The organism is Limimaricola sp. AA108-03 (genome assembly GCF_050847355.1).
In the GTDB taxonomy this organism is placed as follows: domain Bacteria; phylum Pseudomonadota; class Alphaproteobacteria; order Rhodobacterales; family Rhodobacteraceae; genus Limimaricola.
The window spans coordinates 2,024,051-2,042,507 of sequence record NZ_CP193755.1; the positions used below are offsets into that span (position 1 = coordinate 2,024,051).

The window sequence follows — 18,457 nt, forward strand, 5'->3', positions numbered from 1 at the left end:
GTCCGTTAACCAATCATCGGGAGAGGCAATATTCGCACGGCGCTTCGCAATTTGTGGAGCGCCCATGGGAGGGATTTATGTATCTCAAGCCTCACGCCTCGCGCCGCCGCAAAAAGGAAGCGCAAAACGCTCGCAACAATCGCGCCGAAATCGTCAAGGCGCTTTCGCAGGGTCAGGTAAGCCGACGCGAGTTGTTCAAGTGGGGCATCTTCACCGGCCTCGGCACCCTGGCGAACGTCAACGGCCTCAGCCCCTTCGCGACGAGTGCCTACGCCGCCGTGCCGACCGGCGTGCCGCGCAGCCCGACCTTCGGCGCCCTGCCCTTCACGCAGCCGATGCCGCGGCTGCGGCTGGAGGAGCCACACGACCTCGTGCCGCGCGCCAATGGCGGCGAGACCGAGCTCGCCTTTCCGTCCCATCTGGAGGAACCGGCGGCGCGGCGTCTGTCCTACCATACCGACTTTACCGAGTCGGACGGCCGTGAGTGCCGCAATCCGAAATTCTCGGGCGGCCCGATGGAAGGCCGGCCGCCTGGCGAATATTTCGCGCATCAGAGATGGCTGGAATACCTGCCGAAGAAGGGCTTCATCATGACGCTCGGCCGGCTGGACGACGGGTTCTCGTTCCATCCGAATTTCCCGGAGCAGGACCGTGACAGCGTCTGGACCTTCAATTCCGGTCGCAAGGAGGATTCCGTGCTGCCGCCGCCGCTGATGAAAATGCGCTATGGCGAGCCGGCGATCTTCCGTCACTACAACCAGGTGCCGGATGACCCCAAAAAGAACAACGGCTTTGGCTCGATCAGCCAGGCCACGCACAACCACAACGCGCACAACGCTTCGGCCAGCGACGGCGCCTCCAACGCCCATTTCTTCACCGGGCAGTTCTACGACTACCACTGGTCGACGACGCTGGCGCGGGCCGACATGATCAACACCAACGCCACCGACCCCCGCGCCTCGGGACCTGACGGCTATGGCGGACTGAACCTCGTGAAGGGCGATTTCCGTGAGTTGCAGAGTTCGCTGTGGTTCCACGACCACCGGTTCTTCTTCACCGCCGAGAACGTCTACAAGGGCCATCTGGGTGCGCTGAACTACTATAGCGGCCCCGATCGCGGCCATGAGGGCCTCAATGATGGCGTCAACCTGCGGCTGCCAAGCGGCACCGAGCTCGACTGGGGCAATATCGACTTCGACGTCAATTTGATGATCTCGGACGCGGCGCTGGACGAGGACGGGCAGTACTTCTTCGACATCTTCGAGACCAACGGCTTCCTCGGCGACCTGATGCTCGTCAACTTCGCCTACAAGCCGTATTTCGAGGTGCTGCCGCGCAAATACCGGTTCCGGCTGCTCAATGCCTGCATGTCGCGATTCATCCGGCCCGGGCTGATCAACCAGAGAAACCGCTGGGTGCCGATGACGGTGATCGCCACCGACGGCAACCTCATGGTCAACCCGGTCACGGTGAACCAGCTCGATCCCATGGGTACGGCCGAGCGCTTCGACGTGGTGGTCGATTTCAGCCAGTTCCCGATCGGCAGCAGGATCCGGATGCTCAACGTCGCCGAGCACGAGAGCGGCGAGAGACCGAAGGAGTACCTGTCGCGGAAGGACGCGATCGATCAGGACACCGACGACCCGGCGGTCGGCACCTTCCTTGAATTCCGCGTCGTCGACAGCGTCAAGTCGGTCGATAACCCCGGCAAGACGCACTACGCCAATGACACCGACTACAGCCGGGTGCCATCGCAGTTGACCGAGCAGATCCCGATCATCGATCCGGTCCGGGTGCGCCATATCGAATGGAAGGGCACCGACGAGCCCGGCGAACTCTTGAGGGATGAATGCTTCCCCGATTGCGACGAGCGCAACCGGGAAGGCTTTGGCTGGACCGTCCGGATCAACGGCGAATCCAACCATTTCCTCAACGCCAACCGGGTCAGCATGCTGGTCCCGCGGCCCGGCGAGACCGAGCACTGGATCCTCGAGAACGGCAGCGGCGGCTGGGATCACCCGATCCACTTGCATTTCGAGGAAGGTGTTACCATCGACCGCGGTCGCAAGAAGCTGTCGGCGCTCGAGCGCGGTGCCCGCAAGGATGTCTGGCGCACCGGCCGCGGGGGTCAGGTGAAGATCCAGGTCACCTTCGGGGAATATGGCGGCGCCTATGTCACCCATTGCCACAACACCGTGCACGAGGACTGGGCGATGCTGGCGCGCTACGACGTGCTGACCGACCCCTATGATTCGAAGCAGTCCAAGTATCACGTCAGCGTGGTTCCAACGCCGAACCCGACGAAGTACGGCGTGACCTTTGTCGATCCCGAGGTCCTGCCCGAGGGCAATCCCTTCGATCGCGACTTCGAAGGGGGAGTCGGCAAGGACGATGATGACGAAAAGATGGCGGCATCGATGAACAGCGTCGCTGCCAGCGAGCCGTCAACCACGCGCAAGACACGCAAGTCGCGGAAAAAGTCCAAGCGCGCACGGCGCAAGGCGAGGAGGCAGAAGTGATACCGGGGTTCATGCTGCGCGGGCTCGCGGTCGCCGCCATCCTGGCGACCGCACCTGCCGCCCAGGCCAGGTGGGAGCTCGACTATTTTCCGAACACGCCGCTCCTGACACAGGAGGGCGAGAGGGTCCGCTTCGTGGACGACGTGCTGGACGGGCGGATCGCCGTCATCAACTTCATCTATCTCGATTGCCCGGACATCTGCGGCCTCGCCACGGCGCGGCTTGCAAAGGTCTATGAATGGCTCGGCGAACGCATGGGCGAGGAGATCGTCTTCGTCTCGATCTCCCTCACGCCGGAACGAGACACGCCCGAGGAACTCGCGGCCTATGCGGCGGCCTTCGGCACGGGGCCCGGCTGGTATTTTCTGACCGGCGATTCCGAGGAAGTGGCGCTGCTGCGCTACAAGCTCGGCGAGCGCAGCAAGCAGCTGAGCGACCATCGCAGCGACATGCTGATCGGCAATCCCCTGACGGGCGAATGGCGGCGTTCCTCGCTGATGGGCAACCTCGTGACGGCGACCGCCGAGATACTGGCGCTCGATCCCGACTGGGAACCGCCACAGACCGAAGTCGAGGTGGTCGAGGGAGAGGCGCTCGAGCGCTTTGCCGCGCGCCACCGGGAAGGCGAAGGCCTCTTCATAAAAGGTTGTGCCGCGTGTCATTCGATCGGTGACGGGGTCCGCGTCGGGCCGGACCTCGAAGGCGTGACGCTGCGCCGGGATCGCGACTGGCTGATGCGCTACATCATGTCGCCTGACCGGATGCTGGCCGAGGGGGACCCGATCGCGGTCATGCTCGACGCCGCCTATCCGGCGGTCCGCATGCCGACTTTCGGCCTGGGCGAGAACGACGCGGCGGATCTTGTCCAGTATCTGCACACCGAGACCCTGCGCCTCGAGGGCGTGGCGGAACCGGCCGCCGCCACGCATGATGGTCACGCTGGTCATGGCGGTCACGCTCATGGCGGCCATGAGGGTCATGTTGCTCATGAGGGTCACGCCGCTCATGAAGGTCACGCGGCTCATGATCTGGACGATCCGAGCGAGCACCATCACTGAAAAACGACGCCACCCACGCCCGGGAGCTCCGTGGCTTGCAAGGTACCGGCCCGCGAGAGATCCAAAAGATCTCGCGGGCCTTTTCTCGTGCAGGCGAACCCCAATCCAGCGATTCGGTACCGGCGAAAGAAGTCCGGGGCGGAAATGACCCTACATCGAAAGGCTTGCCCTCATGCTCTCGAATCAGCCGCCGGGGTTGAAGGCTGCAGATCTCTTGCCAGCACTGACTGAGTTCAGTCCACGCGCGAATACCCGATCACGACACGCGCCCCTGCGATTCGGTTGCATTCGCTAGGACGCACTCGACATTTCGAACGGACTATGGAGACGCAAAATCCGTCTCGCGCGCTCAATACAGCCCCTCGATTTCGAGCGGGAGATGGCGCACCGGCTTTCGATTCAGAATGGTGCGGGGCACCGGCCGTACATCGGCGGCCTGCAGCCGGTCATAACGTTGCTCGGCGGCCTGTCGGATGTCGGATTGCTCCCGCAGGATGGTCGGGCGCATGAACACGAAGAGCGTCCGGCTGGTGGTCTGCCCGTTGCGCGCCCGAAACAGGTTTCCGATCACCGGCACGTCGCCGAAACCGGGGACTTTGCCCTCCTGGCTCGTCCGATCGTCGGTGATCAGCCCGCCCAGCACCACGGTCCCCCGGTTGTCGGCCAGAACCGTCGTGTTGATGGCCCGACGATTGGTGACGAGATCCGCGGCCCCTTCGACGGTGGTCCCCACGAGGCTCGAGACTTCCTGGTTGATCGATAGCTGGACGACGTCGCTGGCGGTGATCCGCGGCACGACATCCATCGTGATGCCGACATCGCGGCGCTCGATCGTCGTGAAGGGGGTGACCGAATTTCCATCGGTAACGAAGCTGCCTGTGCGGAACGGCACGTTCTGACCGACCACGATGGTCGCCGGCTCGTTGTCCAGCGTGGTCACGCTGGGCGTCGACAGCAGCCGGGCACGGCTCGACTGGGACAGCGCCTGGACCAGAAGGCCGAAGTCGTTGCCGCTCGCCGACATGGTAAGCCCGGTGGAGAGCGCGACCGAATTCGGCGCCCCCAGTGCCATCAGCACATTGGCCAGCGAATTCCCTCCATTGCCGAAGGAGGTCGCGGCCAATTGCCCGGGCGGGGTGGCATCGCCAAAGCCCAGCTGCACGCCGAGACGTTCCGCCACCTCGCCGGAGACCTCGACGATCGCCGCCTCGATCATCACCTGCGGGCGGCGAACATCGAGCGCATGGACCAGCTGGCCGATTTCCGAGATTTGCGCGGCGGTGCCCCGAACCAGGATCGAATTCGTATCGACGGAGGCCTGGATCGCAACCGCTTCCGGGGTCACTGTCACGGCCTCCAGGGGTACGAAGCCCTGCTCGCCTTCCTCGGTGGTCTCGCCCGCGGCAGCAATGACAGCCGTTCCCGTGACTGGCTCTATCGCATCGCCCACCGTGCCGCGGATGATTTCCGCGACCACGGCAGCGTCACCGTATTTCAGCCGGAACACCCGGGTGGACACGGCGGCCTGCGGGCTGCTGCGCTGGGCCACATCCATCGAGCGCGCCAGTTCCCGAATCTCGCTGATCTCTTCCGGCGTGCCCCTGACCACGAGCTGGTTGCTTGACGGGTTCACCGAGAACCGCGCGCCCGTCGCGTCGTCACCGAGCACTTCGGCCAGTGCCCGGCCGATCGAAACGGCATCGGCATTGGCAAAGCGGATCACCTCGGAGCGGGCCTCGTCGGCTCCGTCGAACGCCCGCGCAATGGATGTGATCCGGTCCACATTCGCCCGCGTATCGGTCACCAGTATCGCGTTGGGATCGGAGATCCCCTCGATATAGCCGGATTCGGCGACCAGCGGACTGAGCACCCTGACCGCTTCGGCTGCAGGCAGGCGATCAAGCCGCACCATCGTCGTGACGAAGTCCTGCGCGCCGGTCTCGGATCCGGGCTGCGCGCCGCTGATCGTCCGCGCCCGTTCCGCCGGTACCACCTGCCACGTATTGCCTGCACGCACGGCGAGGAAACCCCGGACCTGCAAGATCGACTGGAACAGCGCCCAGACCCCCTCCTCGTCGAGCCGCTCGCTGGAAACGACGCTGACGCTGCCCTGCAGTTGCGGATCGAGAACCAAGGTACGCCCGGTGATCTTCGAGACCTCTTCCGCCAGAACGGAAATATCCGCTTCGCGAAGATTGATCACGAATTCGCCCGTACCGGGCTCGGCGGTCTGGGCGGCAACCGGTGCAGCCATCGCGAGACACGCCGCGACCGCCATGGAGCGGGCGAGGCCGAGCCGCCATGCGCGCATGGCATCACGGCAACCCGCGCGCGGCAGCGGAATGCGGCTGGTATTTGATTGCCCGAACCATCCCTTCAGGCCTGCGACCAGGTAATCCACCATCAGCCTTGTTGTGTTGTGCTGCTCTTGCTCTTTCATCGGAGGCTAGCGCGAACCCCGGTTCGATTCACTTTGATGCCACTTTCCGAGCCAACGCAATGCCGGCTGGTGCAGTCGCGCCACAGTGCGCCGCCGGGGCTTCGGCCTTCCCCATCGAACGGATTCCCGGACCCTCGACTTGCCACGAAGGGCTCCTTAGGCTCGCGGAAGGAGGTGCCTCGAAAGCGCTCCGAACCCACGCGCAGCATGAGGTCCCCCATATGTCATCGCGGTCCATCTTGCCGAAGACACCATTCGGCGGCCAGGCCACCGAGCCTCGGCTTAGCCGGCGCCGGCTGCTCGGCGGACTGGCGACCATGCCGGCATTGTTCGGACTTTCCGCCTGCAGTCCCAGCGGAGAGCCTGAGCTTCCCCCTCTCGGCACGACCGGACGCACAGCCTTGTTGCTCCCGCTGTCGGGGCAGCATGCCAAACTCGGGCAAGTCATGGCCGAAGCGGCCCGCCTTGGCGGAGCGGTGGATGGTCCCGGGGCCGAGATTGCCCTGCACGACGCGGGCGCCGATGAGACGAGCGCGGTGGCGGCAGCCAATCGAGCCGTTGAAGCGGGCGCGAACATGATCCTTGGGCCGCTATTCTCGAACCAGAGCCAAGCGGTCGCCGCAGCGGTCGGAACGCGCGTACCTGTCATATCCTTTTCGAACAACGATGCGATCGCGGGCCGGAACCTGTATGTATTCGGGATCACCCCATTGCAGTCGGCAAAGGCCGTTCTGCGTTTCGCCTCCGCGCGCGGAATGCGGCGGATCGCCGTCGTGGCCCCGCCCGGGGCATATGGAGAGCAGGCGGTGGCAGCAGCGCGAAAGGTGGCGCCCGAATTCGGTATCACCCTTTCGGATCCGCTCCAGGCGACCGGCCCGGAAGGCCTCGCCTCCCGCCTGGCCGCAGCATCGGGTGGGCGCCTTCCGGATGCGGTGTATCTTCCTGCGGCCTCCGCAGGCCTGGCGCCGATGGTCGATGCGGTGAAGGAGGCTGGCCTGCAGGTCCTGGGTTCGGAGCAATGGGCTACGATCCCGCCGCACCAATTAGGGGCTCTGAATCAGGCGTGGTTCGCGGGGCCGGATCCGATCAGCTTCGAAGCCTTTGCCCTCGGCCTCGAAGAAAGGATCGACGGGGAAGCCGGCGTTACCGCGGGGCTTGCCTTCGACGCGGCGAACATGGCCCGCCTTCTCGGCCGCCTCGGTCAGCAAGACCCGAAGGGGCTGCATCGCTCCGCCGGTTTCAACGGGGTGCTCGGCCCGTTTCGTTTCACGGAGACCGGCCTCGTGGACCGACAATTGTCGATCCTCGAAGTCAGGGAGGGAACGACGATACTCGTCGCGTAGCGGCAGCCGCGCGGAGTTGGCACCTCCCACCTTATCCTGCCGGCATTCATCGGCGGTGCCTCAGAAATTTGGCTTGTCCCGCAATCGCTCTACTGCCCAGTAGTGTTATCCCATGGGTACAGCATCGACGGCGCCGGGGGCCGGGACGCGATTCACAGGGTGATACGAATGTGGAGTTCGACGTTGTGGCGGTCGGGATCTTTTGCTGCAATGCGCTCCCTGCAAAGCCGCGCAGCTTTCCACTGATTAAACTTGTGACGGCGGCCAGGCCGGATCTTGCATGGCCGATGGGCGCTGTCCGACGCGGGCCGACCGGTGCGATTTGCTCGAACCCACCATCTTCGCTGCGATCGAGTTCCGTGCCACCGCCTGTCCGCTCCCATAGGCGAATGACGCGCCCGAGGAGCTGAATTCCAAGTGTTGGCAGGAGGCAAGGCTATAAGGCCTCGAGCGAGGCCTAGTTCGAACGGATTCGGCGCGGATCCGGATCGCCTTGCAGCCGCATCGGGGCACGCCAGCGGCGGCGCAGAAGCTTCTCGGCCTCGAGCACGAGCAGCAGCGCCACTCCCATGCCGAGCACCACGGCCCCGTCGGCCGGGGCCACGGGCCGACTGTCGAACACCGCCTGCAGCGGCGGGGCGTAGGTAAAGAGAAGCTGGGCCACGACTGCCAATGCCACGCCGAACCAGACGGCACGGGTGCCCAGAAGCCCGGTCACGGTAATCGAGGTCATGTGCAGGTAGCGCACCGAAAACAGGTAGAAGATCTCCATCACCACCAGCAGGTCGACCGAGAGCGTCCGGGCATAGGCGAGGCTCTCGCCCCGCGCCATGACCCAGGCCGAGAGGCCGAACACCGCCAGCCCGAACAGCACCGAGACCAGTGCCACGCGCCAGATCATCTCGCCGTCGAGCAGCGCCGCGCCGGGGCGGCGCGGCGGGCGCGCCATCACGCCCGGCTCGGGTGGCTCGAAGGCCAGCGTCAGCCCCAGAGCCACGGCGGTCACCATGTTGATCCAGAGGATCTGGACCGGCGTGATCGGCAGCGGCAACCCGATCAGGATCGCAAGGATGATCACCAGCGCCTCGCCGCCATTGGTCGGCAGGTTCCACGCGATCACCTTGCGGATGTTGTCGTGGATGGTGCGGCCCTCGCGCACGGCAGCGACGATCGAGGCGAAGTTGTCGTCGGTGAGCACCACCCGCGCGGCCTCCTTGGCGGCCTCGGTGCCCTTGATGCCCATGGCGATCCCGGCATCGGCGCGTTTCAGCGCCGGCGCGTCGTTCACCCCGTCGCCGGTCATCGCCACGACGTGCCCCTCGGCCTGCAGCGTCTCGACCAGCCGCAGCTTGTGCTCGGGGGCGGCGCGCGCGAAGACGTTGGCCTCGCGCGCCATGCGGCGCAGATCGGCATCCTTCGCCGCTTCGATCTCTCGGCCAGTAAGCGCGCCGCCCCTCGTGTCGAGACCGAGTTCGGCCGCCACCGCCTGCGCGGTCAGGGCGTGGTCGCCGGTGATCATCTTCACAGCGATGCCGGCGCGCCGGCAATCCGCCGCCGCCGCGATCGCCTCGGGGCGGGCCGGGTCGATGAACCCGGCAAGTCCGAGCAGCCTCAGCCCGCCGATGTCGGCATGACCGATCTCGCCCGACGCCGCGACGGGCTTCACGGCGAAGGCGAGTACACGGTGACCACTGGCGGCGAGCGCCTCGATCCGTGCCGCCCAGGCCTCGCGATCGATGGGCACCGCCTCATCGGGACCGGGCTGGAAATCGCAATGCGGCAGCAGCCGGTCCGGCGCGCCTTTCACGTGAAGCATCGCGCCGCCGGTGCCGGCGGTCAGCACGGCCATGTAACTCCATGCGGCGTCGAAGGGGATCTCGTGCAGGCGGGGATGCGCGGCGCGCTCGGTCTCGGCCTCAATGCCGATCTTGCCCGCGAGCGCCAGCAGCGCGCCCTCCATCGGATCGCCCTCGACCCGCCAACCCGACTTGTCCTGACGCAGATGCGCGTCGTTGCACAGCAGGCCGGTCCGGGCCAGCGCAGCCACGGCCGCCGGGTCGCCCTCGACCTCGCCGATGGGCGCATAGCCCTCGCCGCCGATCTCGGCGGCGGGGGCGCTCGGGTCGGTCACGACCCGTCGCACGACCATTTCGTTCAGCGTCAGCGTGCCGGTCTTGTCGGTGCAGATCACCGTCACGGCGCCCAGCGTCTCCACCGCCGGGAGCTGCCGCACGATGGCCCGCCGCGCCGCCATGCGCTGCACGCCCAGCGCCAGTGCGATGGTGATCACCGCCGGCAGCCCCTCGGGTATCGCGGCCACGGCCATGCCGACCATGGCGAAGAACGCGTCTTCCCGGGAGTATCCGCCAAATCCGACCGCGTAGCCGAAGACGAGCAGGCAGACGCCGAGAATGACCGTCGTCAGTCGCCGCGCGAAGCGGTCGATCTGGCGCAGCAGCGGCGTCGCCGTGGTCTCGACCCCACCGAGGAGCGCGCCGATCCGGCCGATCTCGCTGCGCGGCCCGGTGGCGACGACCACCCCGGTTCCGCGCCCGGACGCGACCAGCGTGCCCGAAAAGGCCATGGACCGGCGATCGCCGAGCGGGGCGTCCTTTGGAACGGGGTCGGTATTCTTGTCGACGGCGGCCGACTCGCCGGTCAGCACGGCCTCCTGCGCCCGCATCCCGCGCGCCTCGATCAGCCGGAGATCGGCCGGCACCCGATCGCCGGGTTCGAGCAGCACGATATCGCCCGGCACCAGTTCGGCGGCCGGTATGGTCTCGCGCCGGCCCGCGCGGCGCACGGAGGCGGTCTCCGACAGCAACCGACGCACCCCGGCCAGGGCGCTTTCGGCACGGCCCTCCTGCCACAGGCCGATCGCCGCGTTCAGCACCACCACCGCGAGGATCACGCCCGAATCCATCCAGTGGCCGAGCAGCGCCGTGACGGCGCCCGCCGCGATCAGCACCAGGATGAGAAGGTTCTCGAACTGGCTCCGCAGCCGGGCAAGCAGGCCGCGCCCCGGCGGCTCGGGCAGACGGTTGGGTCCGTGGCGGGACAGCCGGGCGGCAATCTCGGGTGGGGAGAGCCCCTCCGGCCCGCTTCCGAGGCTTCCCAGGACCTCCTCGGTGTCGGACGCATGCCAGAGGGGCGTGCCGTTCGCCTGGGCCTGCGGGGGCATGGAGGTCATTGCGGCTGGCTTCCTGACACGGCGCCGGAGCGGTCGGCGGCATGCGCAGGATAGGCGAGCGCGACGCTCCTGTCGCTTGCGCGAGATCAAGGTGGGCCCCGGAAGCGGGTGCTTTCGCTTCCGCATACCGGGGATCGAGGCGTGAATTCGGCGTAATGAGCAGGAGAGCCGGGAAGCGGAAAGACGAAGCTGGCTAGGCCCGGTGCTCGGGCTCTCGAACCGGGTGCGATGGCGTAAACCAGTCCTGGGTACGCCTGTATCGACATCGATTGCCAAGACAGGGCGGGATGAGGCGGCCCGGCACCGTGCATGAACGTGCAGCGCGTTTCGGGCGGATACGTGCCAGTCGCGAGTCGCAAGGTCGGTGAAACATGCGCCGGATGGCGATAGACTGTGCGCGGTCTCAACTCCCGCCTGAGCCCTTTCGTGAAAGGAGCCTCAACGATGAGCCGCCGATGCGCCAGATCCTGACCCTGACCCTGAACCCCGCGCTTGATCTTGCGACGGAAACCGAAGCGCTCGTGCCGAACCGGAAACTGCGCTGCGCCGCGCCGCGGCTCGATCCGGGCGGGGGCGGCATCAATGTCTCTCGCGCGATCGCCCGGCTCGGTGGCGTCTCGACCGCCATGGTCGCGCTGGGCGGCGCGACCGGCGAGACGATCGCCGCACTGCTTGCCGATGAGGGCGTCGAGATCGTGACCATCTCCGTGCCCGGGCTGACCCGGCAATCCTTCGCAGTCACGGCACGCGACAGCGGGGCGCAATATCGCTTCGTCCTGCCGGGGCCCGGCTGGCCGCCTCAAGCCACCGACAGGCTCTTCGACGAACTCGCGCGACGGATCGGGCCGGAGCAGATGCTCGTGGTGTCCGGCAGCCTGCCGCCGGGCCTCTCCGGTGAGGTTCTGGTCCGCCTGGCGGAACGGTGCCAGGCACGCGGGGCGGAGATGCTGCTCGACACCTCCGGCGCGGCCCTGGCAGAGGCGATCTCAAGCATTGAAGAGGTGCCGTTCGACCTGTTGCGGATGGACGGAGCCGAGGCCGACGAATTGGCCGGACGCGGCCTGTCGAATGCGCGCGAGCTTGCGGCGTTCGGGAAAGATCTTGTCCGGAGCGGCAAGGCGCGGCGCGTGGTCCTGTCCCTCGGCGCCAGCGGTACGCTCGGCGTATCCGCGACGGAGAGCTTCTTTTGCGATGCCCCGCCGGTCGAGCTCGTCAGTGCGGTCGGGGCGGGAGACAGCTTGCTCGGGGCGACCGCGCTCGCCCTGGCGCAGGGTCAAAGCTTTCGCGCGGCGTTGCGGGCTGGCACCGCGGCCGCAGCGGCGGCCGTGACCACGCCGGCCACCCAGCTTTGCGACGGGGCCCTGGCCCACAGGCTCGTGGCCGAGGTGAGGGTAAGGGACCTAGAATGACCCCGCCCCTAGAAGATGTTCTGACAGAAAAAACAGAGGGCTGAGGCTGGGGGTCGCTTCGCACCACCCTTTCGGGCCCCTGCGGCGTTGACAGAAGCCGGGTCATAGGTCCTGATCGTGAGCAGAGTTTCCTTGTTCCAAGGGAGGCGAAAATGAACCCTGATGCCATGGCCGCACGACGCGCCCTGATCCGGGCCTACCGGGCCTATCTTCAGGCCGAAGACGATCTGGAGCACGCTCTGGAACACGCGGCAGCCGTCATGCCCGAACTGCGACAGCACGGTTTACGCCCGATCGGATCACCGGGCTCGCGCATCCGCCGCTTGACGGATGTGCGCAGCCATTCGGTCGAGGTGCTCGATGTCATGCGCGACAAGCACCGGCGGGCCGTCATGCGTGTCTCCTCCAGCAGCCACATGACGACGCAGGCGCCCGAGCCACCCAAGGCGCTGCGCTAGCGACCGCCGCCAAGACACGATGTTCCACCGGGCCGCCGGGCATCGATCGGAGAAGTTCCGAGAGGCAACTGCCTGACGGGACCCTGCGGGGCTCGAACCTCGGCGAATGCAAATTGGAGTCCGCTCGCCCGCCATAAACAGTGGCATGACAGCCGATTCATAGCCTTTCCATCGTCTCTGGCGATGTTGATGAAGCGGCCCGTGGATTGATCAACCCCGGTTCGTGCAAGGCTGGGGCATGTCGTTACTGGGGATTCACAATAGCGTTCACGTTTCCGCCACGGGAGTGGTTGCTGCCCTGTTGTGATGAGAGGAGCGAAGTCGTTCTGCACCGTTCCATAATTGGGTGGCGCACACCTGACCGGGCGCCGTGAACGGCCCCTGCACTAGCACATGCGCGATGATTTGGCCGACGAGCCAAGTACAAGGAACGTTTCCATGCCTCAGGAGGCGATCAGCGTCAGCCGCGATCTCGCGGGGCGGGTATTCCCAAGCCATGCAGCGAACCTCGATGGCGCAGGCTAAAACTCTGCCGCAGTGAAGTGCTGTCGTCCTTTCGCCTGCGTCCCCCTTTCTCGCCGCCGTGGAAGATTACGCATCCATTGCCACCGGGGACTAGAGCCTCTCGCGCTCGGACATGAGGTGCGGCTGCTACAACCCGCCCATGTCAAACCTTACGTGCATCATGGCAAGACGGGTAGCGAAGCAGTCCGTGACCCAGTGGGGTCGCGTAAGCTGACGAACGATGCCGGGGCGATCAACGAGGCGGCGACGCGGCCGACCGTGGGCTACGCCCCCATGAAGAGCCGCGAGCCGCAGGGCATGCGGATCCTTCACTCGGGGCAAGACCTGCTGGCAACGAGCTGGGCACGCGGGGCAACATCAGGCCCTCGTGCTCCAAATCATTCGGCGACGGTCGACTTACCGCGCTGAGTGTACAGGAAGATTTGTGAGTTAGTGGCGGAGCGAGAGGGATTCGAACCCTCGAGACGGTTTCCCGCCTACACACTTTCCAGGCGTGCGCCTTCGACCACTCGGCCACCGCTCCGTTGCGGGCTCAGTAGCCAAGGCTCGGCGCCAATGCAAGGGCCTGACCCCGGCAATTTCGGCCTTTGATTGCCCCCGCCGCAAGGCTCCCGCATAGTGGATGCCGCACAGACCGGACGAGACAGCGCCTTGATGACCGAACCACCCCGCACGCCACTGCAATCCCAGCCGAGCCGGATGCGCCTGCCGCGCGATCCGCACCGCGTGCAGGACGTGGCCCTGATCATCATCGCTTTCGCGGTGGTGCTGTTTCTCCTAGTGCAGGCGCGGTTCCTGCTGATCTCGCTGGTGACCGCGATCGTCATCTTCTCGTTGATGAGCGACGCGATCAGCTTCATCGCACGGGCCCGGATCGGGCCGCTGGCGATCCCGAACTGGCTCGCCTCCGTCGCCGCCGTCGTCGCCATCGCGGCGACGCTGCTGACGCTGACCTCGATCGTGCTGGCGCAGATCAACACGGTGCTGCTCACCACGCTAAGCTATGCCGACCGCGCGCCGGAGGCGATCGCGGCGCTGTTCTCCTGGCTTGGCCAGAACACCGAGGCCGCGGTGCTCAACTCGCTGCAGACGGTCGAGCTCGGCGGCTATATCAGGGCGCTGGCGAGCCAGGCGGGCAACCTGATGCAGGGCACGGTGCTGGTGATCCTCTTCGTCGGCTTTCTCTTCGCCGAGCGGGTCTGGTTCTCGACCAAGCTGGTCAATTTCGTGGGCGACCCGGTGCGGGCCGACCGGGTGGGACGGATCATCGGCTCGATCATCCGCCGGGTGAACCGCTACCTCGCGGTCAAGACGCTGGTGTCGCTGATGACCGGGGTCATGGTCTGGGCGCTGGCGGGGCTGTTCGGGCTCGATCTCGCGGTGGCGCTCGGGATCCTCACCTTCATCCTGAACTACATCCCCAATATCGGCTCGATCGTCGCCACGGCGCTGGTGGCGCTGGTGGCCTATGTGCAGCTCGGCGATCCGGCGACGACGGGGGCGATCTTCGCGATCACCGGGGTGATCCAGTTCATCAATGGCAACGTGCTCGACCCGATGATGATGGGTCGGGCGCTCCGGCTGTCCTCGTTCGGGATCATCATCAGCCTCGCCTTCTGGGGCGCGGTCTGGGGCATCCCGGGGATGTTCCTCTCGGTGCCGATCACCGTGGCGGCGATGATCGTCTGCTCGGAGATCCCGGCGCTCAGGCCGATCGCGATCCTGCTGTCGCGCGAGGGGTTGCCAGAGCCCGAGACCGAACCGCGCGAGACCCCTTCGCGGCACGAGGCGGCCGAATGATCCGGGCGTGGCGGCGGGGCCTCAGCCCGTGCCGCCCCCCTCTGCCGCGTTTTCAGCCGCGCGCAACGTTTCGGGGTTCCTGAGCCACAGATCCTGCTGCGGGAAGGGGATGGTGATCCCCGCCGCCCTGAAGCGCCGCGCGATCTCGTGATTCATCTCCGACTGCACCGCGATGATGAAGTTGATGTCGCGCAGGAAGGCCCGGATCTCGAAGTTCAGGCTCGAGGGGCCGAAGCCGCGGAACAGCACCGCCGCCGCCGGGTTGGCGAGCACGAGGGGATGGGAATCCGCCACCTCCTGCATGATCTCCTGCACCTTCTCGAGATCGCTGCCATGCGCCACGCCGACCGGCACGATGACCCGACCGACCGAGTTGCCGCGGGTCCAGTTGGTAACGTGGTTCGAGACCAGATCGGCGTTGGGCACGATCACGTCGGTCTTGTCGAAGGTCTCGATCCGGGTCGAACGCACCGAGATGTCGCGCACATAGCCCGACTGGCCGTTCACCTCGATCCAGTCGCCCTCGCCTATGGGTCGCTCGATCAGCAGGATGATGCCCGAGACGAAGTTCGAGACGATGTTCTGCAGGCCGAAACCGATGCCCACCGAGAGCGCACCGGCGACGATGGCGAGGTTCGACAGGTCGAGCCCGGCGGTGGTGATCGCAAGGATCGCCGCCGAGGTGATGCCGACATAGCCAAAGCCCACCGCGACGGCGTTTTGGCCGCCGAGGTCGAGCTTGGTGCGCGGCAGCACCACCGAGCGCAGCACCCGCTGGACCAGCCGCGTCAACGCGTAGCCGATCACGAATATCACCAGAAGCCACATCAGGTCGGTGGGCTGAAGGCGCGTCTCGCCGAAAGAATAGCCTTCGCGGAACCGGGTCCAGACCTCGGCCAGATCCTCGGGTCGGGCGCCCCAGACCAAAGCCAGCACCGGCAGCGCGGCAAGGATCAGGAACAGCCCGATCAGCACCGGCACCAACGCGTCGCGGGCCAGATCCTCGGAGCCGGTGGCGACGGTCCACAGGTCGAAGACCAGCCGCTGCAGCAGCACCAGCACGCCGATCAGCATCATGGTCTTGATCGCCGGCACCAGAAGCGCCTCGGACAGCGCGGCATAGCCCAGCACGGAGAGCACCGGCGAGATCACCGCCACCGCCATCGCGACCTTGCCCAGAAGCGACAGGAGCCCCTGCCGGACGCTGGTGGTGTCGCGGCGCGCGGTCTCGGGCTGCGGCGTGGCGGGAGCGGTGGCGGGTGCGCCGTCATGCACTACCCCGGCCAGGGTGCGACCCAGCAGGAACAGCGGCACCGCGACGAGAAGCTGCAGCGGGAACAGGAGCGCCGCCTCGGCGCCCTCCGGCGCGTCGGCGGTGGCGATCAGCGCCTGCGAGACCTGCGTCAGGGCGATGGTCCCGCCCAGCAGCATCGCCTGCCTTCGGGCCCGAGTCTGCCGGGCCGGGGCGATGCCGGCGATCGGCTGCGCCGCCTCGGGGCCGAAGAACTGCCCGGCCATCCAGCGCGCCAGCAGCACCGCGAGACCCGCCAGCGGCAGCACCTCCAGCAGTGCGCCCGCCCGCGGCCCGTTCATCCCGGCAAGATCGAGGGCGCGGGCGACCAGCACCAGCCCGGCGAAGGGCAGCGCCACCTGCGCCAGCGACACGCCGAAGCCCAGCGCCCGCGAGCCGCGCCGGTCGGCTGCGAGAATGCGGCGGCGCAGATGCCGGGCCCAGAGGCCGGCACGCATCAGGATGCCGCCCAGCAGCCCGAGGAAAAGCACCTCGGCCAGAACGCCCGCCAGCGCCACCCGCCGCGCGGGCGAGGTCCAGCCGGCCCAGAGCTCGGCCCGCAGCGCCTCGGCGCGCTCGAAGGCGACGACGAGCGCGGAAGGCCAGAGCCCGGGATTGAGCGGTGAGGGCCCACGATCGCCGAGCGCTCTGCCCCGTCGCTCGCGGATCAGCCGGTCGATCTCGCGGATCAACCCGTCGGCATGAGCATAGGCCTCGTCGGCCAACCGAACCGGCGCGCGCAGCCGCATCAGCTGCTCGGTCAGCGCGGCGCGGCGCGCCGCGATGGACTCGTCCTCGCCGCCGGCTTCGGGCGCGGCGCCCAGCGCCGTGAGCTGCGCCTCGACGGTGCCAATGCGGCCGCTATTGGCGCCGCGCGCCTGCTGGAACCGGTCGCGCCAGACCACCAGATCGCCGCGCAGCCGCTGCAGCGCGAAATCGGAGCCCTGCCCGCGCTCGGACAAGGCCTCGCTGCGCGCCGCCGTGCGCTCCCAGCTTTCCCAGTTCACGTCGTCCTCGGCCAGCACCTCGGCCAGCGGACCGGTCCCCGGCAGCGTCGCATCGGCCGGACCATAGGCCGTGGCGGGTGTCAGCTCCGGGGCCTCTGCCTCGGCACCCTCGCCCTCTGCCTCGCCTTCTGCCTCGCCGGTTACCTCAGGGCTCAGGGCCTCCTCGACGCTGGCGGCCGGGGCATCGGAGGGTACGGGCTCCGCCTCGCCCGCCTGCGCCTCGGTCGTCGCATCGGCGGGCGCGTCGAACAGCCCACCCGGCGCGGGGGCGATGCCCTGCGCCATGGCGGAACCGGCCCCGAGCAGGAGCCAGGCCGGCAGCATCAGCCGCCGGGCAAGGCGCGCGCCCTTGCGGGCCGCCGCGTGGGCGCTCATGCGTCCTCGAAGACGCCCGGAATGGAGGAAGGGCCGCGATCGAGCCAATCCGGCGCCGGCAGACCCTTGGACTTTAGGAAGTCGGGGTTGAACAGCTTCGACTGGTAGCGCGTGCCGTAGTCGCACAGCACCGTCACGATGGTGTGGCCCGGCCCCAGCTCGCGCGCCAGCCGGATCGCGCCGGCGACGTTGATGCCCGAAGAGCCGCCGAGGCAGAGGCCCTCATGCTTGAGCAGGTCGAAGACGATCGGCAGCGCCTCGGCATCGGGGATCTTGTAGCTGAAATCGGGGGTGAAGCCCTCGAGATTGGCAGTGATCCGGCCCTGGCCGATGCCCTCGGTGATCGAATCGCCCTCGGCCTTCAGCTCGCCGGTGGTGTAGAAGCTGTGCAGCGCCGCGCCTTCGGGATCGGCGAGGCCGATCTTCACGCCCTTGGGCTGCAGCGCCATGCCGACGCCCGCCAGCGTACCGCCGGTGCCGACGGCGCAGATGAAGCCATCGACCTTGCCTTGGGTCTGTTCCCAGATCTCGGGGCCGGTGCCGTCGATATGCGCCTGACGGTTCGCGACGTTGTCGAACTGGTTGGCCCAGAGCACGCCCTCGGGGGTGGTGCGCGCCAGCTCCTCGGCGAGACGGCCCGAATAGCGGACATAGTTGTTGGGATTGCGATAGGGCGCGGCCGGGACCTGCACCAGTTCGGCGCCCGCGAGCCGCAGCATGTCCTTCTTTTCCTGGCTCTGGGTCTCGGGGATCACGATCACCGTCTTGAAGCCCATCGAGGCGCCGACAAGCGCCAGACCGATGCCGGTATTGCCGGCGGTGCCCTCGACGATGGTGCCGCCGGGCTTCAGCGTGCCCTTCTCGACCGCGTCGCGGATCATCCACAAAGCCGCGCGATCCTTGACCGACTGGCCGGGGTTCAGGAACTCGGCCTTGCCCAGAATCTCGCAGCCCGTCGCCTCGGAGGCGGCGCGCAGCCGGATCAGGGGGGTCTTGCCGACGGCGGCGGCGAGATCGGATTTGATGTCCATGGGGCAGCCTT

General features: G+C 67.1%; 10 protein-coding genes and 1 tRNA gene. 6 read left to right on the forward strand and 5 right to left on the reverse strand.

The features are described from left to right. Positions 1-53 precede the first annotated feature (53 nt). Positions 54-2,519, forward strand: coding sequence for a multicopper oxidase family protein (locus tag ACRAQ3_RS09910; RefSeq protein ID WP_432254515.1), 2,466 nt, complete (start codon positions 54-56; stop codon positions 2,517-2,519). Beyond that, entirely contained in the window at positions 2,516-3,577 is a 1,062-nt protein-coding gene (locus ACRAQ3_RS09915; protein WP_432254516.1) for an SCO family protein, read from the forward strand. The genes ACRAQ3_RS09910 and ACRAQ3_RS09915 overlap by 4 nt, the downstream gene beginning before the upstream one ends. 349 nt (positions 3,578-3,926) lie before the next feature. Here ACRAQ3_RS09915 and gspD read toward each other — a convergent pair whose 3' ends face one another. Continuing rightward, positions 3,927-6,017: a type II secretion system secretin GspD gene (gene gspD, locus ACRAQ3_RS09920; protein ID WP_432254517.1), complete on the reverse strand. Its 2,091-nt coding sequence runs from the start codon at positions 6,015-6,017 to the stop codon at positions 3,927-3,929. A gap of 317 nt (positions 6,018-6,334) precedes the next feature. On the opposite strand from gspD, the gene ACRAQ3_RS09925 reads away from it, so the two are divergent. Beyond that, positions 6,335-7,360 carry a penicillin-binding protein activator gene (locus tag ACRAQ3_RS09925; RefSeq protein WP_432254518.1) on the forward strand — a complete coding sequence of 342 codons (1,026 nt, stop codon included), beginning with the start codon at positions 6,335-6,337 and terminating at the stop codon, positions 7,358-7,360. Between the two features lie 457 nt (positions 7,361-7,817). Here the strand turns inward: ACRAQ3_RS09925 and ACRAQ3_RS09930 are convergent, their stop codons facing one another. Beyond that, entirely contained in the window at positions 7,818-10,550 is a 2,733-nt protein-coding gene (locus ACRAQ3_RS09930; RefSeq protein WP_432254519.1) for an HAD-IC family P-type ATPase, read from the reverse strand. 455 nt (positions 10,551-11,005) lie between these two features. Here ACRAQ3_RS09930 and ACRAQ3_RS09935 point away from each other — a divergent pair, with 455 nt between their 5' ends. Both ACRAQ3_RS09935 and ACRAQ3_RS09940 read left to right on the forward strand, forming a co-directional pair. Further along, positions 11,006-11,959: a 1-phosphofructokinase family hexose kinase gene (locus ACRAQ3_RS09935; RefSeq protein ID WP_432254520.1), complete on the forward strand. Its 954-nt coding sequence runs from the start codon at positions 11,006-11,008 to the stop codon at positions 11,957-11,959. A gap of 152 nt (positions 11,960-12,111) precedes the next feature. After that, a complete protein-coding gene (locus ACRAQ3_RS09940) occupies positions 12,112-12,417 on the forward strand; it encodes a hypothetical protein (RefSeq protein ID WP_085895816.1) in 306 nt (101 codons plus the stop codon). 958 nt (positions 12,418-13,375) lie between these two features. Here the strand turns inward: ACRAQ3_RS09940 and ACRAQ3_RS09945 are convergent. Further along, a tRNA-Ser gene (locus tag ACRAQ3_RS09945) sits at positions 13,376-13,465 on the reverse strand. A gap of 131 nt (positions 13,466-13,596) precedes the next feature. Between ACRAQ3_RS09945 and ACRAQ3_RS09950 the strand changes: the two genes are divergently transcribed. After that, entirely contained in the window at positions 13,597-14,742 is a 1,146-nt protein-coding gene (locus tag ACRAQ3_RS09950; protein ID WP_373568004.1) for an AI-2E family transporter, read from the forward strand. 21 nt (positions 14,743-14,763) lie between these two features. On the opposite strand, the gene ACRAQ3_RS09955 is transcribed toward ACRAQ3_RS09950, so the two are convergent. Together ACRAQ3_RS09955 and ACRAQ3_RS09960 are read right to left on the reverse strand one after the other, a co-directional pair. Further along, positions 14,764-17,415 carry a DUF3772 domain-containing protein gene (locus tag ACRAQ3_RS09955; RefSeq protein WP_432254521.1) on the reverse strand — a complete coding sequence of 884 codons (2,652 nt, stop codon included), beginning with the start codon at positions 17,413-17,415 and terminating at the stop codon, positions 14,764-14,766. Continuing rightward, the gene (locus ACRAQ3_RS09960; RefSeq protein ID WP_269395894.1) at positions 17,412-18,446 is read right to left on the reverse strand and encodes a cysteine synthase A; all 1,035 of its coding nucleotides are present in this window, start codon (positions 18,444-18,446) and stop codon (positions 17,412-17,414) included. The genes ACRAQ3_RS09955 and ACRAQ3_RS09960 overlap by 4 nt, the downstream gene beginning before the upstream one ends. Between the last annotated feature and the right edge of the window lie 11 nt (positions 18,447-18,457).

Coding starts and splice junctions, on each gene's coding strand:
- gspD (WP_432254517.1), bottom strand. CDS start 6,017: ATGAAAGAGCAAGAGCAGCACAACACAACAAGGCTGATGGTGGATTAC.
- ACRAQ3_RS09925 (WP_432254518.1), top strand. CDS start 6,335: ATGCCGGCATTGTTCGGACTTTCCGCCTGCAGTCCCAGCGGAGAGCCT.
- ACRAQ3_RS09930 (WP_432254519.1), bottom strand. CDS start 10,550: ATGACCTCCATGCCCCCGCAGGCCCAGGCGAACGGCACGCCCCTCTGG.
- ACRAQ3_RS09935 (WP_432254520.1), top strand. CDS start 11,006: ATGCGCCAGATCCTGACCCTGACCCTGAACCCCGCGCTTGATCTTGCG.
- ACRAQ3_RS09940 (WP_085895816.1), top strand. CDS start 12,112: ATGAACCCTGATGCCATGGCCGCACGACGCGCCCTGATCCGGGCCTAC.
- ACRAQ3_RS09950 (WP_373568004.1), top strand. CDS start 13,597: ATGACCGAACCACCCCGCACGCCACTGCAATCCCAGCCGAGCCGGATG.
- ACRAQ3_RS09955 (WP_432254521.1), bottom strand. CDS start 17,415: ATGAGCGCCCACGCGGCGGCCCGCAAGGGCGCGCGCCTTGCCCGGCGG.
- ACRAQ3_RS09960 (WP_269395894.1), bottom strand. CDS start 18,446: ATGGACATCAAATCCGATCTCGCCGCCGCCGTCGGCAAGACCCCCCTG.